Origin of the sequence: Apibacter muscae (assembly GCF_007845595.1) — a bacterium.
GTDB lineage: Bacteria > Bacteroidota > Bacteroidia > Flavobacteriales > Weeksellaceae > Apibacter > Apibacter muscae.
The window spans coordinates 96,639-112,577 of sequence record NZ_SELI01000026.1 but is presented as its reverse complement, the minus strand read 5'-3'; the positions used below and the strand labels follow the sequence as shown (position 1 = coordinate 112,577).

Genomic DNA, 15,939 nt, shown 5'->3' with positions numbered 1-15,939 from the left:
ATTCAGCAGTTTTTTATCCTCAGTGTAACCAAAATTAGTAACCAGATTTTCCATAAAGAAAGAATCATTGTTAATCAACCAAGCAAATTGACTTTTATCGTCATTAAAAAGATATTTATTTCGACTAACTAAAGTTAAAACATTTTTATTTTTTTCATTTAAACTGAACATATCTTTCCAATAACGAACCTTCGCTATTCCAAATTCCCTATTGGAGATTTCAGTTAAACGTTTTTCTTTCTCATATAGTTTTGGATATTCTTTTTGATAATCTATTATACGAGGTAATAAATAAAAATCCATAATAAAATTCTTATTCTTTATAATAAATATTCCTTGATAATCTATATCATTAGGGTGATAAACAATATTTTTATTACACTTATTGAAGAAGTTAACATATAAATATTCTGAATTTGAAGATACATCTATAGTTCTTCCAAAAATATTTTTTATTTTTTTATTAAATAAATTTTTATCTATAAAATTAAAATTATTATTAAAAAGCATCTGCTCTATTTTATAAATAGCTGCTTGCAAATCATCTTTATTATACTCATCAGAACCCTCAACACCAGACTCTATATAATAATAATCAAAACCCTGTTTAAGTTGTTTCCAAAGAATATTTTCTGTATAACTATTTATACTATCATTATTTCCCATAACTTCATTAGTATTTTTATCTATTTTTGATTGACATTTAATATTTAATGGAATTATAAATATTAAATAAAATATTGATTTTATTTTAAACATAACTTGTTAATATTTTTATGTTGCACCACTTACAAAACCGTTCTTAGCTAATAGATCACTTTTATTTAATTTTACTGGATCTAACTTTAATTCATCATCAGTAAACTTATCTTTTGGATTTTCTTCATAATCATCCGGTAAATAATATCCCACTATTTTTTGTCCATAATCTCCATTAGGATTCCTATTGCTAAATTGAAGACTTTGTCCTTGATTTCCTCCTATAGGTATTACATTACCTTCTTTCGTTTTCCCAAAATAAAAAGCTACATGACCTCCTGCTTTTTTATTATTTTTCCATACTATTATACATCCATATACAGGCTCAGATATTTTTCGCATATGAGCCGGTTTTTTTTCTGGATTTCCTGGACCTTCATGTATGTAATTAGGATCGAATTCTAAAGCTCTGCAAGAACTAGGATTTCCATAACCTGCTTGTTGTAGACACCAACTAGCAAAACAAGCACACCACGAAATAGAACTAGGATCACTACTAGAACTAGCAGCTTCATTTTTTATTGAGAAATAAGCATTTTTAATTCTTTTTGTAAGTTTTGTTTGATTTTTATTACTTCCCTCATTGTATCCGCCATAATTTTTGGCTTCATCTAAAACAATTTTCATCCAAGGACCCCTACCATCCATATGCTTTAGAGAATTATCCAATTTCCCCCATAAACATTTATCAATCTGAAAAACTACAGAAGTATACTTATCAAAAGCATCCTGTTTTTCTTTATGGTTTGTTTTACCACCCGCTAAGGTTACATCATTGCCCACCAGAGGACATATATCATTTATAACATTTTTTGTACCATTGGCTTTAATATTAATATTTCTAAAGACAAAAAAAGCCATAGAAGATAAAACAGCAATCTTTAAGTCATGAGCAACTAAGTCAGAATTAGCTAAAATATCAACGTTTTCATATTTTTTTGTAAAAACATTGGCTTTGGAATAATTATCTCTACCGGTTAACTGAATTAATCCTTTACCTCTAAAATTCCAACCATCATCTCCACCCAAATTACCTAAATCTTTTCTGTTACTGTAAGCGATATTAGCAATCATTTTCTGATTTGCAGTGTAATTATTTCTAGAACTTCTACCATAATTATAAGAATCTTCATAATTCCCTTTAAAGGCGCTAAAAAGTGTTACATATTTATTCTTTTTAGGATTCCATCTACCTTTGTATAAATCTTCAGCACTATAATCCATACTTTCGCCTTTTTTTAATTCTATTTTTTCTCCACCTTCAACTTTTGCCTGTGCAAAAAAATGAGCTTTATTCCAACAGGTATCCATCTGTAAATCTTCCATGTATTTAGTGTAAGAAGTAGCAACAATAGTTAAGGTTTCATCGGTTGCTTTGGGGAAGATTTTTTTTAATTGATCCTTGGTAACAGGAGCCTTACACCTAGGGCAGGAAAGATGCTGAACATCCCCACGTTCCACTAATACGGGAGAAATAAGCTATTAAAAAGAATATTTATACTTAGGATCCCTAGGATCAGGACCAGGATTATCTCTACCACATACACCATCATATTCACATTCAATCACATAATCCTGATCATACAAAGCTTTATCCCACCATTGTTTAAACTTAGGAAGATTATAATAATTATTTTTCATTAAAATTCCCACACTATCATCATCTAAAAAATAACGTAATCTCCCCATCATCCTTTCATTACTATTGTAATCAGTATTATACTTATATTGTTCTGCAAAATAAACCAAATTGGCTCCTATTTTTAATCTTTCTTCTTTTGTTAGTATACCATTATAAATTTTATCATTAAATAGATAATTTAAATATTCTTTAATATTATCTAATAAAAAACGCATAGTAGAATTATCATTGGGTTTATATAATTCTTGTAAAAGTTTGAAGGTATTGGAATGAAGTTTTAAAACTCCATTACATTTTTTGGTCCAAAATAAACTCCCAAATTCTTCATAATTAAATTTCCCTTTATTTTTTAAAGAATATAAGTCTAAATCCGTATTATCTATTACCCAATTTAATAATTTCTTATCTTCGGTATAGCCAAAAGTAGTTACTAAACTACGCATAAATTGTGCATCGTTAGTTATTAACCAAGCAAATTGGCTTTTATCATCATTAAATAAATATTTATTCCTAGAAATTAATAGTTGTTTATTAAAGCGTCTCTGCTCAGCTAAGTCAGGCACATCTTTCCATCTTTGAATAAAGACACTATCTCCATTTACAACTTTTTTGGTTTTGAGTGTATTTTCTATTTTTGAAATTTCTGGATATTCTTTTTGATAATCTATTAATTCTGGCAATTTGTATTGTTCTACCATTAATCCATTTTTAAGATCAAAGTAAATATTTAATGAAAAACCATCCTCATCATAATATTTTATTTCAGTTGGTTTTAGACATTTATCTTGTTTGCTTAAAAATAAAATATTTCCAAATTGTTTTAAATCTCCAAAAATGTTTTTAACTTTTTTTGTAAAACTATCTACAGATAGTTGCTTATATCCATTTTGATTGAGAATTTTACTTATAACTTCAAAGGATGCATCTACATCATTTTTATCATATTTATAATATGCAATATCTGTTACATTATTATAGATGGAACTTCCAAATTCTAACTGTCTTTTTAAAGATTTTTCTACCATATTACTATTATTGTTGATAATATTTTCATTATTAACCAAGGGTAATTTCTTATTCTGACCATTACAAGAAATAAAATAAGACAAAAGAATGAATAATGATATTTTTTTCATAACTATTTTTTATTATAAATGAGTATCTTCAGAGGTTAGTTTATCTGTAATATCTTCTGAAGATAAATTATAAAAGGATTCAGATGGATTATAATCTTTAGGATACATAAATGCTTTTATTTCAGAGGTACTAGCAGATGATTTTGTTATTCCACTACCTACTTTAACTCCATTTACCCTAATTCCTTGATTTCCTCCTAAAACAGCAATTCTACCTCCTTCAGTTTTTCCTATTACAAAAGCCACATGATCTCCCCCTCCACTCCAAGTTATCATGGCTATAGCTCCATATGCAGGTGAATTATCTTTAGTACTCTTACCACTTTCCCAGTAATGATCAGATTTGTATACCCCATCAGGAGTAAAAGCTCTAGCTCTTACAGCACCATATCCCGAAGGAGGGGAGTAATTTTGTTCTGATTTTGAAAGACACCAAGAAACAAAAGCAGCACACCAATTATCAGTATTGGTACCAGTCTTAAAATCAGTATTTTTAAAATATTCAACAATTCTTTCTTTTAATGGAGATTGTTTATTATTAATACCTTTATAATTATTATATTCTCCCCATGCAATTTTCATCCAAGGTGGCATATCTCCTCCAATATGATTAAATATTAAAGATTTTTCTTCATTACAAACCTTTTTATCATATTTGAACCAAGTCTTTAATTTTTGTAGAGCTTCTTTTCTTTTATCCCATCCATGAGGATCTGGTTTATCTTTATGAGTTAAAGTATAACCGTTTAGCATTTTTGATTGTAACCAAAAATATTTTTCTTCTTCCGCTGTTTCTTCCATAACTAAAGCTAATCCATTTAAACTTTTCCCTAATCCTTTGGAGAAATTTTTTCGTTTCCATTTTTTGATTTCTTTTGTCACTTTGGTGTCCTTGTTAGGGTCATCATTCCAATTAGGAACTTTTTTTGATACTTCCCATTCCCAGCCGGCACTATCTACAGTATAATGTAAATTAGTAGCTATTAAATCAGGGTTTTTTATAAATTTATTCTTATCTCCCAAATAGCTCCCATAAGTTTCATAAACTCCAGGTTCATCATAAGCAGTCTTAGATTTATTCAAATTTCCTGTTAATTGTATTAACCCCCTTCCTTTATAAATAGATTGACTTGATTTAAATTTACTTTTTTCTTCATGGGATAATGTGAAAAATCCAGTTTCTGCATTTACTTGTGCTAAAAAAGTGATTTTTTGTATACACTTATTAATGTTATACTTACGAAACATTTTATTTAGTTCAAATGTTAAGCTCTTAAAACTTTTATCTTCTATTAAACATGATTCAGTTAGTCCTTCCCAAATTATTTCCTTTCCTTTTATGGTTTTTACTAAAGACTTAACTTCCTCTTCTGTAAAATCTCTATCACAATAGCAGGTTCTTGTTTTAGTACTGTCCCCACGTTCCACCAAAACGGGAGAAATAATATCTCGGTCGGTAATGGTACCGGTTTCGGAGACATAGAGCGGGTTTTTAAAATGCATAAACTTACCCATAATTTCCTTCAATTGCTCTTCGGTAGGGTCTTGCCCTTCTTCTAGAGTAGGCAGGGAAATGCCCAAGCGTTCGCAGTCCTTAGAAATTTCTTCTACAAAAGGTAAAGAAAGGTTGATATCCAATTGAGAGCCGATCGGCTCTAAACGAGTGGAGGAATCCTCTAGGGTAATTGTTTTAAAAACCTTAACAAAAAACATTTGAGGATCCCCGTCGGCATCTTCTTTTTTAGGCGTAAACTCTAGGTTTAGTAGTCCGTCGGTGCCTACTTCTTCTTCCGGATAGGCTTTTACCTCTTGGGCAGTCTGGAAAGCTTGGCTTTCTGGGTGGTAGGTTTCCTTCATATCCACCGGTAACAAAGTTTTGTACACCTTTACCGTTAGTTTGGCTTTGGGCATGCCTACGGTATTCACCCAAATGCGGTGGGTAATGCCGTATTGGGTAACACCTACTTGTATGTCGTCTTGCGCCTCGTTGGAAAAGTTTATAGCGGTTATACGCTCCGGAGCAGGAAGCAACAGATCTTCGTTCGGGTCTAAAACAAAAAATAGGGTTTTACCCTCTACTTGAGCCGATGGTAGGGCTTGTTCGGGGTTGTCCTTGTGGTACAAACCTACCTCTGTAAGGTCTAGCGAATCATTTTTACCCAGTTCCACCGTAAAAAAGAGACGAGCATCCGTAAAACCATAAAAGCTCCCGTAGTCTTCCACCTTCTTTTTTATTTCTTCGTCCGCCGTAAAAGAAACCTGGCAACTACCCTTATCGTTCAATGTAGCCTCTATTTCCTTTAGAAAGCAATAGCTGTTACTTAAACTGTTTTCTAAAGGAACGTTGGGGAACTTAATAAACACTTTAAACTTCACCGGAAGAAGAGGGAAGCCTTCCAAAGAAAGATGTATATAATTTTCCTCGTCCCAACCGGTTTCCGTTCTTCTCTTTCCGTTGGCATAACACCACAAAGCTTGGTTGAAAAGCAAGTGGCTGGCTTTAATTTTCCAAGGTGTGGGCAAAGGAGCGTGGGAGACCTCCGCCCCGCGTAAATAGACATTGATCTCCGCTTCCGTAGGTTGCAAAGCCTGTATAAAAACCTCGTCAACCCCCGGGGTAGAAGTTTGCACCAAGGCAGGATCGAGCAATTGCCATTCCACCCTTTCCTCCGGAATTAAAGGCAGAAAGGTACGTACCTTAAATTTGGCTTTGGCCTTTAACGGTAGTACACTAGGACCCTCTATGCTTTCCACGCGGTTTTTTCCTACTTCTATGTGTGCCACATCTGCCGAGGAACCAAAGGAAATTTTGCTTACATGGGTTTGCTTCTCTCCAAAAACACTAAAGTTATACATCCCGAAAGGAGAGGAGAGGATCTTATTTTTTTCTACCTCGTTGGAAACCTTGGAAGCAAGTACCGATTGAAGTTGGGGGATTGTATATTGCAAGCTTTCTAATAATCCCAGTTCTACAACCGTACCGTTGTCCTTGCGTGCGTACCAAAACCCACGGTTGCCCAGCCCGGCATAGGTATAGCGAATACCGGTACATTTTAAATGTATTTTTTCGGTTTTACGAATTTTAGATTTACCTAAGTTTTCTATACTGTCAATCGATCGGTTTTTTACCTTAACCGAAAGCGAACGAGTGATCTTAGAGTCAGAATCTTCCAATTCCAGTGTGTAGTCGCCGGAGTTGGTAAATGAGACCGATAAAGCTTGGCTATTGGGGTCTATAGCTACGTTTATATGGTCTTTGTTGTTGAGTAACAAGGGCCAAACAGAGCTAAAAATTACATGCTCCCCTTGTTTGATCCTCCATATGGGTTTGATGAATGAGAATAACGATCTCTTAAAAGTATATTGGGGTGAAAAAGTATTTACATTATGTTTAGGTACAGTGGAATTGCCCGAAATTCCTTCCAACTGATTTTTTAAACGATGCATCACTACTTTGGTGGCATTGCCCGTAGGGGTTTTGCCGTAGGCGTAAAAGGTAGTTTTCCCTTCAGGGTATAGGTTTACATCAACCATAAATTCTTTGCCGTGTTCCAACCAGGTCATTCTACGCTTCTTTTGGGTGTCACCCTCATAAACTACCCAATTGACCAAACCGGGATCTCCTCCAGATTTTACCTGTGCTTCTAAGACTATTTTGCTTATAAGTCCCCCCATTTCTACCTTTACTTCACGGTTTTCGGGTATGGGTAAATCTAACGGACTTTTGATGAGGACTTGGGTAACTGCAGGTGCTATTTTTCCTTTACTGGATGCTACCTTTGCATTCAAAACATAAAGGTCGTAAGTATTTTGGTTAACCTTTTTATACATTACGCGCGACGGTTGCAACTTTTGTCCGCTTCGCTTAATTTCTACTTTCCCCCCTCCACAGGTGCAGTTGCCCACGGAACTATCAATAAGAATTTTACGTTTTCCAAACTCAGCATTTTCGTAGTATTTTGTCCATTGGATTTTGGGGGTGCACTGGGGTGGAGGGGAACTGCGGGTACAAGCACCAAAATTCATGTGCTGGATACTGTCTTCGTTCCAGGTAGCTATTTTTTTATTATTGATTAAATATTTATCGTCCTCGGCATGGCTCACTTGAAGAAAGCTAGAGGTTACTCCTTGGGAGCAAAACAACTGGGCTCCCTCTACAACGATCTCTCCTTGGGTTGATTTTTCAGGCATAGTATTTCGCTTTAGTTAGTTTCTTCATCTTTTTCCGAGAGGAAAAAAGTAAAAGCATGGGAAGGCTCTATTTTCCGTAAGCTAATTCCCTGATGTATCATTTTTATTTTTTCGTTATAAAAATACTGATTGTTTTTAGATTTTAAAATAATTTCTGCGCTTTTGTGTTCCAATCTTCCATTTTCTTTCTCCCGAAGGCTTAGAACGTTGCATTCGCTCTGTAAATCTATGGCGTGTATATAATTTTTGGAAAGCCAAGGGAATTTCAACTTTTCGTTTAGGGCCTTTGTAAAATCTTCATTTATCTCCTCCAACTGCCCTTGAAACCGAAATCCATAGGTTTCTTTGGCAGATTCTTCCTTGGAATTTCCTGAAAAAATTGCGTTTCCCAGCTTTAAAAAATTCCATCGTAAGCGATGTGTATCTTCCTCGTTGCAATTCAAGAAAAACAGGTTCCAAAAGGCTTCTTGTTGCAGTTTTTGTTTTAGTTTTTCTTCGGTGTCCATGGTTACCAAGAAATTCTCTTTCAGGCTTTCTGCAAAATCTCCGTGGTACTGCTCCGAGAGCAAAGCATCGGCTTTCTTTTTCCAATGGGTCAACCACAAACGGTACGTAGGCAATGTAAGGAAATTTTCCTCTTCGTCTACCTCTATCTCTAAAGGATAGGTGGCTAGTTCCAGTTGTGCATACAAACGTATGGTAGCATCTTTTGGCCAAGCCCCATTCAGGTGCAGGTTTTCTTTAGAAAAGATTCGGCGTTTGAGTTCCGGATGGGTAGAACAATGAATCCCTAAATCGTAAGTAGTTTCACTTTTTAGTAGGGTAGAACGTTCCTTTACTTTAACCGTATGGCTTACCTTGTACATTCGGGTATTTTTCCAGTCTTTAACTTTCATAGTACACAATAGTTTTACATAAATATAGTCTTTTTAAGACATATAAACGAGGAATTTTATAATTTGTTATAAAATTAAACAAAAATTTTTTTTATTCATATCGTTTATTCGGTATTTTCTTCTCCCATACGGGTAATAAGATTTTTTTTATCTTCTCGGAGAAGGTAGAATATTTACTTTTCTCGACCGTTGGTTTGGACTAGTATACAATCTTATCGCTCTTATGATATACTTCAGTGGAAAGCTAGAGTAAATTTTGCTATGCTGTATACCAACCATCGGAAATACACCAAAGGCGGTAATCCTAAATTTTTCCTATACTTTTAAGACAAGTGGATCGGCTGGGAATATTCAATTTCTAGGTTTTAAGGAAGATGATTGGGAGGGATTCCTTTAGAAGTTAACGATTAGTGCAACCATCACCCAAATAGTAAAATTAACTAAAGATGGGTAAGTTGAAGTTAAATAGGGTAGGAGGAGGGTGTTTTATGCCATTTTTAGGGGATAAATATGGATAGCTACTCCTGTATTGTTTACCCTTAGGATTTAAAAATTGTTAAAGTTACGATCTATTCTTATTGTTATTGGAGGATTCAATTTCTTTTTATGAAATAAAAAAATTGAAAATAAAATTTCTAGATACTATGAATAGAACAAGTAATAAAAGTATAATATTCCCTTTTTTTTCATTTTACCAATCTGATATTGAAGCTATCCCTGATAATATAAATAAGAATACATATTGAACGAATAATGCAATAATGGATATTAAGATGGATATAAAATAAAGTTTTTTATTTTTTTTAATGAAAAATTTTATAATAAAAACAATTATTAATAAAAATATCCATATTATGGTTATAAACAATAAATAGGGCATTAATCCTGTTAAAAATAATTTTTGTAAATAAAAAGTATCTATTATAAGAAAAAAAGTTAAGAAAAGTAATAAAATGCTAAAAATCAACTTAAATAAATATATTTTTTTCATGTAAATTAAAATTTTAATTTATTTTTAAATTTTTTCCATATTCTTTAATTTTTTTATAATACTCTTTCGATTTAACAGAAATTTTACTTTTAAATGTTATAACTTTAGGCTTGGGATCAGGATCCGTATAAGCGGTGATCCTATCTTTAGAATTTTTAATAACATGTATTAATCCCTTTATAAAAATTGAAGCAATTTCCTTAGATGTAGGATTAAAGAAATTACTTGCTTCAGGTAAATTTTTCGCATCTCTTAAAGTTAGAGATGGAGTAGCAAAATTTTCAAATTTATTAGCACATTTTTCAATTAATTTTTCCTTGAAATAATATATTGTATCTTTTTTTATTACTTCTCCTAACATAGCCATAAAATAATAGGTTCATTTATTCCATTTTTTTTTCAAAATAATTTTTAAGAGCTTCCTAAATGGACTTAAAGTATTTGGTAGGATCTGTAATTTTATTAGGATCATCTTCATCCATTCCAACAACATAAGTGGTTATATCTCCTTCTAAATGAACCATAGAACCGTAACTATATCCACTTTAGGGAAAATAGTTTTAGGTTTTTATCGTCGTTAAATCATTCTTTTTTCTCTTTTTTTCTTATTTTTCTGTATAAGAACGTAAGAAATAAAATTAATATAAAATCAATAACAAAAAGAAGAATTCCTTGTTGAAAAAATATAATCCCCATAGATTCTTCACCTATGTTACTCTCCTGATTAAAAAAAGAATTCCAATTATAAACAATTAGTATTGTTGCAATTACGCTAATTATAAATAAAAAAAATAATAAAATAATTAGTATAATTTTTTTAGAGTTTTTATTATTCATGTATAACCTCTTTTGAATCTATTGCTTTTTATTAAATTTTTCTGTTTTATTGGTTTAAAGTTTATATAATTTCATTAAAAAAAAAATACTAATAGAGATCCAATAGTTAAGTACGGATATGAAATTGACCATATACTTAAAAGTTCATCTAAAAAACTATAACTACTCCATGAAGAAACCCGATCTACAAAAATATTATAATTATTAAGTAAAACCAACAGTATAAAAACGATTACAAAGACCAATCTATGATACCATTTATTTATCTTTTTATGAAAAATAATTAATGGTAAAAAAAGGAAACTTACATAAAAAGAGGATAAAAGAATATCTCTTTCATAAGAGCATTTTAAACAGGAGGAGGATATCTCACTGGAATATGCATACATAGAAAGATATGTGGTAAAACACAATAAACCATATAGGTAAATAAATAATAATATATTTTTATAAAATTTCATCAATGGTAAAAAAAAATTAAATTAATAATAAATTTCTATTATCAAATATATTATCTTCTTTCGCTAATATTTATATTTTCTAAAATAAAGAATTTGAAGAATTAATAAATCAAATACTATAAATATACCCTTTATTAAAAAAAAACTATATATTTTTTAATTTTTGCGATATATTTACTGTTTATTCATTTTGATATTTTTTACTGTTAGAAACAAATGAAAAACTAATACTATCTCTGCGATTGCAACAACTACAAAAATCCCTATATAACTTTCATGGAATTATACTTACATATAAGAAAGATGTAGAATTTATTTATCATATCTTAAAAATAAATACCAATTTCCTTTTATATTTTTATAAACAGTAAAATTATTTTCACCAATTTTTCTACATTCTTCCCAAAGATCTCCTTCCACTACTTTTTCAGAATTATATTTGTCTTGAAAATCATCCATTTTCCCTTTCTTATAATAATATCCTTTTTCAATGCCCCAAGTAGAATTTCCTTTTTCAAAAGTTGTAATTTCTATATAATCATCTATTTTGTATACTCTTATAATATTTAAATTTTCCTTAACTTTTTTTACATAGTCTAAATTCTTAATTTTTAAACTATCTTTAAAATTTCTCACTAGAGGATAATTTTTAAAACCAGAGTCATTAAATATATATTCTTTAAAACTATTAAACTCATTTTCCCTCAATAAAAATGAATCAATCATTTCCTTATCTGAAGGTATTTGTGATTGTTTTTTACTATGACAAGATATTATTATACTTATAAATATAAATAGAATAAAAATTTTTCTTATCAAATACATAATTTTACTGATAAAGGTTTCTTTTTTTCTAATGTAATTTGAATTTCATCCAATAAATCTTTGGCCTGTATATTCTCAATATGTTTGTCAAATAAACGAAATCCTATTTTAATTGCCTGTTGATCTGAAGGATCGTCAAATCCTCCAAGAATATCTGAATCTCCAAAGTCTTCAATTCTATTTTTAAGATATTCTTTCCATGTTTTCCATTCATCTAGAGGTTTGTTATTATCTCCAATTTGTGCATATCCAGCTCCATTTATAAGAGTGAACTCTGAAAATCCAACGTACTTACCTACAAAACCATAATGTATATTTGACCAAACATCATAATTATATAATAAAGCTTTTGATGACTTTTTATCACAAGACCAATTTTTCTTATTTTGCATATCTAATAAAATGATTTTATGATCCCATATTGCACCTTTCTTTACCAGCGATTTCCATAAAACGCAAGCTTTTCTAAAATAATCATATTTTTTCTTTAGATTATAGGTGTTTGAATACTTATTATTAAACATTTTAATTAAATCACAATGTGATGATTTAATATTCGTATTCATCTCCTTTGCCATATATTCTGCTATAATATTTGCATCAATGTAATTACAACTATGTTTTTCTACATAAGTGCTTACGCTAACAGAAATAGTTGGTTGCTTAAAATAAGCATAAACTGTAAATTTTGAAACTATTGCTTTATTAGGAATTCTAAAACTAACTTCTTTTTTACCTATTACAGTAGGAAAATAAGTATCTATTTTATTATCGTCATATTGGTTTGCCCATCTTAAATTTTTAATTTCAGATCCTTTGGGAGCGCGATTAAACTGAATTACTTTATATTTATACCATTTTTCTTTTTCTAGTATAGTAACCTTTTTTCCATTTTCATCATATGGACCATCCAATTTCATTACGCGTAAAGGTAACGGTGGTGTATAATCACTCAAATATTGTACCCCTCCCTGCTTTCCAGTCATAATCACCTGGGTGGGAGAATTAAAGGTTAAATCTCCATGGGTGGCAGTAAGGGTTATTGATTTTTTAGCTTTTTTTATACTTTCTCCTCCAATAGTTCGTATGATATTTCCTTTATGCATAACCATAAATATTTATTAATGCAAACTGGTTTGATTTGCACTGTTAGATTTTACTAGGGTACCACTTTCTAAATGAATTACATCTTCCTTGCTTGTATAGGCACTTTTTTTAGAAGTTTCGCTAAAATTTAAGGCTGTGCTTTCACGTGTTTCTCCAGCACTTTCATAAATATTACCAGCGGCTAGATTATAATCTTCGGCTGCTAGGGTAGAAATATTTTCTCCGGCACTTATGCTTATGTTCTGGGAGGCAGAAAGGACTATGTTTTTAGCTTCCATAAAAATAGTTTCTGGAGCTACGCTTTTTATATTCCCTTTACCATCTAAAAATACACGATTACCACTAGGATCTTCCACTAAAATACTACCTTTTCCTTCCGCATCATTAAACACAATCCGGGTTCCACTCCGGGTTTCAATCACCTTAATATCATTTCCTTCTGTGTAATATCTTGCAATTTCTCCGCCATTGTAGGCTGTTCCTAGCACCACCGGTGCATCCGGGTTACCGCCTTGGAAAGCTACCAATACCGTTTCCCCAATTTCGGGAGTAAAATATGTACCTTTACCAGAACCTGCATGGGGCTGAATTACTTGTATCCAAGGGGTTTGGCTGTTTTTGGCTTTTTGCCAAGAAAACTGTACGCGTAGCCTGCCCATTTTCAGTGGGTCTTTATGATCCATAACCTTGGCATGTTGCAACTCTGCCTTTGGGTAGGCGGTTGGGTTGTAGTTTAGTGGAACTATCGCATCCTTAGGGACTCCTACAAAGTGGTGTTCGTACCCATGTCCGTCTATAAACTTATGGACAATTTCAATAACCTTATAACTCTCTGCCGGAACTCTACCGTTTTTAAAGATTTTATGCCCGGGCATCCAAACAAACATCTTGGCTACATCTCCTACGCGTAGGGAGGGATTATTGCCTCTGGCTTTCATACGAACCAGTCCTTGGTTTCTGCGTTGTTCTCTTTCGGCGGCCTCCACCATTCCATTTTTGCCTTTAGGCAAAAGGCTAGGGTACAAATGCTGTTGGGGAGATACTCGGTTGAACCAATCTTCGGAAACATTGTCGGCGTACTGTTCAAAGGGATTTACACTTTTTTGAACCGGATGACTCTTGGAATCTACTTGTATTTCTTCTCCGTGCTTAGGATCATAGGCAGTGTATGAAAATCCTTGTGTGCCCATTTCCATACCTAATTCAAAATCGTAGATGTCTTCGCCTTCCATCATTTCTATAATCTTGCTTCCCCAGGCGGAAAATACAAATTGTTCGCCGTTGTAATAAAAGTATTCGCCAAATTGTTTTGCCAATCGTTGGATAAATCCGTAGTCGCTTTCGTGGTACTGACTAAGGTAGGGTATGCTTCCTTTAAAATTGGGGTTTACTTTGAACTGCACCAAATTTTGGGGATATTTTGTGGCTATTCCTGCTAGTAATTGCTCAAAAGTTACTTCTTCAAAACTTTCACAGTGTGGGCCGTTTTCCATTAATACGGAGGGACAGGAACCTTTTAAGATAACATGGCGTACGCTTTCAACTACTTTGGTTTGTACTCTAGAAATGATTCCTGTAAACATTTGTTGTACTTTCCCGTATTGGTAAAACATAAAACTTATGCGCTTGCCCAAAACTAAGCGAGAATTTTCTAACAAGTAGGCTTCGTTCTCTTGAAATTCATCCGGATCGCATATCAATTCAAAGGAATGTGGGTGTCCAATGGACTGTTTGAGTTCTAGTTCTATATGTGTATCGTTGAAACATTCTTTGCCGTTGATTAACACTTTCACTGAAACCAGGGATGAATTTTCAAATAAATTGGATTTGCTGCCTCCATAGGTGGGGATCTTGTGGCTGATGTGGCGTAGTAAATCTGCTTCCTCTTCGGTTAGCATACGATTTCCGTCACCAAAGACCGGTTTTTTTGCCATAGTAATTGTTTTTTTAAATTAATAAAACATGGAATTAAAATAAAATAAATGTTTATTTATCGCAAATATAATTAAAATATGTAAATTTTAAAGAAAATAGGCATTTATTTTTCTTTAATGATTTAAACTATAATGTATAAGTTAGGGATTAAAATTCAAAATATAGTCTTCGTAAATTTTATAGATGAGAAGTTTTAGAAGAATATAGCTAATCAAAAATTAACTTTATATAACTATAAGTTTAATACTCAAAAAATTATATGATTTTTAGTTTTATTGGTTTTTATAAGCATATTATACTCGCAGTTGTAAAACTTAATTTACTCCAATGGGCGTATTTCTCTTATTGCATATTAATTAATCACGAATATGATTAGGATCTATATACAAATAAGGAAAGTAATAATACTACGAATGCTCCTTACCAATTAACGAGTATATTCAAAAAAAGCTTCTTCTAGATTGGTAAATTTACTTTGAAATTCTTCAATGGATTTGTCTTGAATTATTTTTCCATGATTAAGCAGAATTACCCTAGAACATAAAGCTTCCACTTCCTGCATGATATGGGTGGAAAGTATGACCGTTTTTTCCTTACCTAGTTCTTGAATAAGTTGTCTGATTTCAATAATTTGGTTAGGATCTAGCCCATTGGTAGGCTCATCCAAAATTAATATTTCAGGATTAAAAATTATGGCTTGTGCTAAGCCTACTCTTTGTTTGTAGCCTTTAGACAATTGGCTGATTTTCTTTCCCTTTTCGGGAGATAAACCTACCTTTTCAATAACGCCTTCAATTTCTTTAGGATCTATACGGTGTATATTTGCCACAAAGGTTAAGTACTCTTTTACATACATATCTGTATACAAAGGATTATTTTCGGGTAAGTAACCAATAAGGGATTTAATTTTAAAAGCTTCTTCTTGGTTGTCTAAGCCCTGAATCCAAATTTTTCCACCATCTATAGATAAGGAACCGGTGATGGCACGCATCATAGTAGTTTTTCCGGCTCCGTTGGGTCCTAGCAAACCTACAATTTCTCCTTTCTTAATGTCTAAATTAATATCCTCTAAAGCCCACTGATCTTTATATCTTTTCTTAAGATTTTGTATTTTTACAGACATTTTTAGTTAAAAGATAAAATTTAATATTTTTTGTAA

The 15,939-nt window shown here is 32.0% G+C and carries 10 protein-coding genes; all 10 read right to left on the bottom strand.

Annotated features, from left to right (window positions below; all coding sequences use genetic code 11):
• Positions 1-759, bottom strand: a 759-nt coding sequence (locus ETU10_RS11020; protein WP_221410387.1) for a hypothetical protein, incomplete at its 3' end; no start/stop codon positions are given.
• A 15-nt stretch (positions 760-774) separates the two neighbouring features.
• Entirely contained in the window at positions 775-2,220 is a 1,446-nt protein-coding gene (locus ETU10_RS11015) for a CHAP domain-containing protein (RefSeq protein WP_146312270.1), read from the bottom strand.
• A gap of 21 nt (positions 2,221-2,241) precedes the next feature.
• Entirely contained in the window at positions 2,242-3,537 is a 1,296-nt protein-coding gene (locus tag ETU10_RS11340; protein WP_246118470.1) for a hypothetical protein, read from the bottom strand.
• A gap of 12 nt (positions 3,538-3,549) precedes the next feature.
• The gene (locus ETU10_RS11005) at positions 3,550-7,728 is read right to left on the bottom strand and encodes a PAAR-like protein (RefSeq protein WP_146312268.1); all 4,179 of its coding nucleotides are present in this window, start codon (positions 7,726-7,728) and stop codon (positions 3,550-3,552) included.
• Between the two features lie 11 nt (positions 7,729-7,739).
• Positions 7,740-8,624, bottom strand: coding sequence for a hypothetical protein (locus ETU10_RS11000; RefSeq protein WP_146312266.1), 885 nt, complete (start codon positions 8,622-8,624; stop codon positions 7,740-7,742).
• A 1,004-nt stretch (positions 8,625-9,628) separates the two neighbouring features.
• Positions 9,629-9,982 carry a hypothetical protein gene (locus tag ETU10_RS10995; RefSeq protein WP_146312264.1) on the bottom strand — a complete coding sequence of 118 codons (354 nt, stop codon included), beginning with the start codon at positions 9,980-9,982 and terminating at the stop codon, positions 9,629-9,631.
• Between the two features lie 1,243 nt (positions 9,983-11,225).
• On the bottom strand, positions 11,226-11,732 hold the full coding sequence (locus ETU10_RS10990) for a hypothetical protein (protein ID WP_146312262.1): 507 nt from the start codon (positions 11,730-11,732) through the stop codon (positions 11,226-11,228).
• Positions 11,729-12,850: a polymorphic toxin type 44 domain-containing protein gene (locus ETU10_RS10985; RefSeq protein ID WP_146312260.1), complete on the bottom strand. Its 1,122-nt coding sequence runs from the start codon at positions 12,848-12,850 to the stop codon at positions 11,729-11,731. The genes ETU10_RS10990 and ETU10_RS10985 overlap by 4 nt, the downstream gene beginning before the upstream one ends.
• Positions 12,851-12,859: 9 nt before the next feature.
• Positions 12,860-14,779, bottom strand: a complete 1,920-nt coding sequence (locus ETU10_RS10980; protein ID WP_146263140.1) for a type VI secretion system Vgr family protein — start codon at positions 14,777-14,779, stop codon at positions 12,860-12,862.
• Positions 14,780-15,207: 428 nt separating this feature from the next.
• Positions 15,208-15,903, bottom strand: coding sequence for an ABC transporter ATP-binding protein (locus tag ETU10_RS10975; RefSeq protein WP_146263141.1), 696 nt, complete (start codon positions 15,901-15,903; stop codon positions 15,208-15,210).
• Positions 15,904-15,939: the final 36 nt, after the last annotated feature.

What these genes read in the sequence shown, in the direction of transcription:
- ETU10_RS11340 (WP_246118470.1), bottom strand. Translation starts at nt 3,537, where the DNA reads ATGAAAAAAATATCATTATTCATTCTTTTGTCTTATTTTATTTCTTGT.
- ETU10_RS11005 (WP_146312268.1), bottom strand. Translation starts at nt 7,728, where the DNA reads ATGCCTGAAAAATCAACCCAAGGAGAGATCGTTGTAGAGGGAGCCCAG.
- ETU10_RS11000 (WP_146312266.1), bottom strand. Translation starts at nt 8,624, where the DNA reads ATGAAAGTTAAAGACTGGAAAAATACCCGAATGTACAAGGTAAGCCAT.
- ETU10_RS10995 (WP_146312264.1), bottom strand. Translation starts at nt 9,982, where the DNA reads ATGGCTATGTTAGGAGAAGTAATAAAAAAAGATACAATATATTATTTC.
- ETU10_RS10985 (WP_146312260.1), bottom strand. Translation starts at nt 12,850, where the DNA reads ATGGTTATGCATAAAGGAAATATCATACGAACTATTGGAGGAGAAAGT.
- ETU10_RS10980 (WP_146263140.1), bottom strand. Translation starts at nt 14,779, where the DNA reads ATGGCAAAAAAACCGGTCTTTGGTGACGGAAATCGTATGCTAACCGAA.
- ETU10_RS10975 (WP_146263141.1), bottom strand. Translation starts at nt 15,903, where the DNA reads ATGTCTGTAAAAATACAAAATCTTAAGAAAAGATATAAAGATCAGTGG.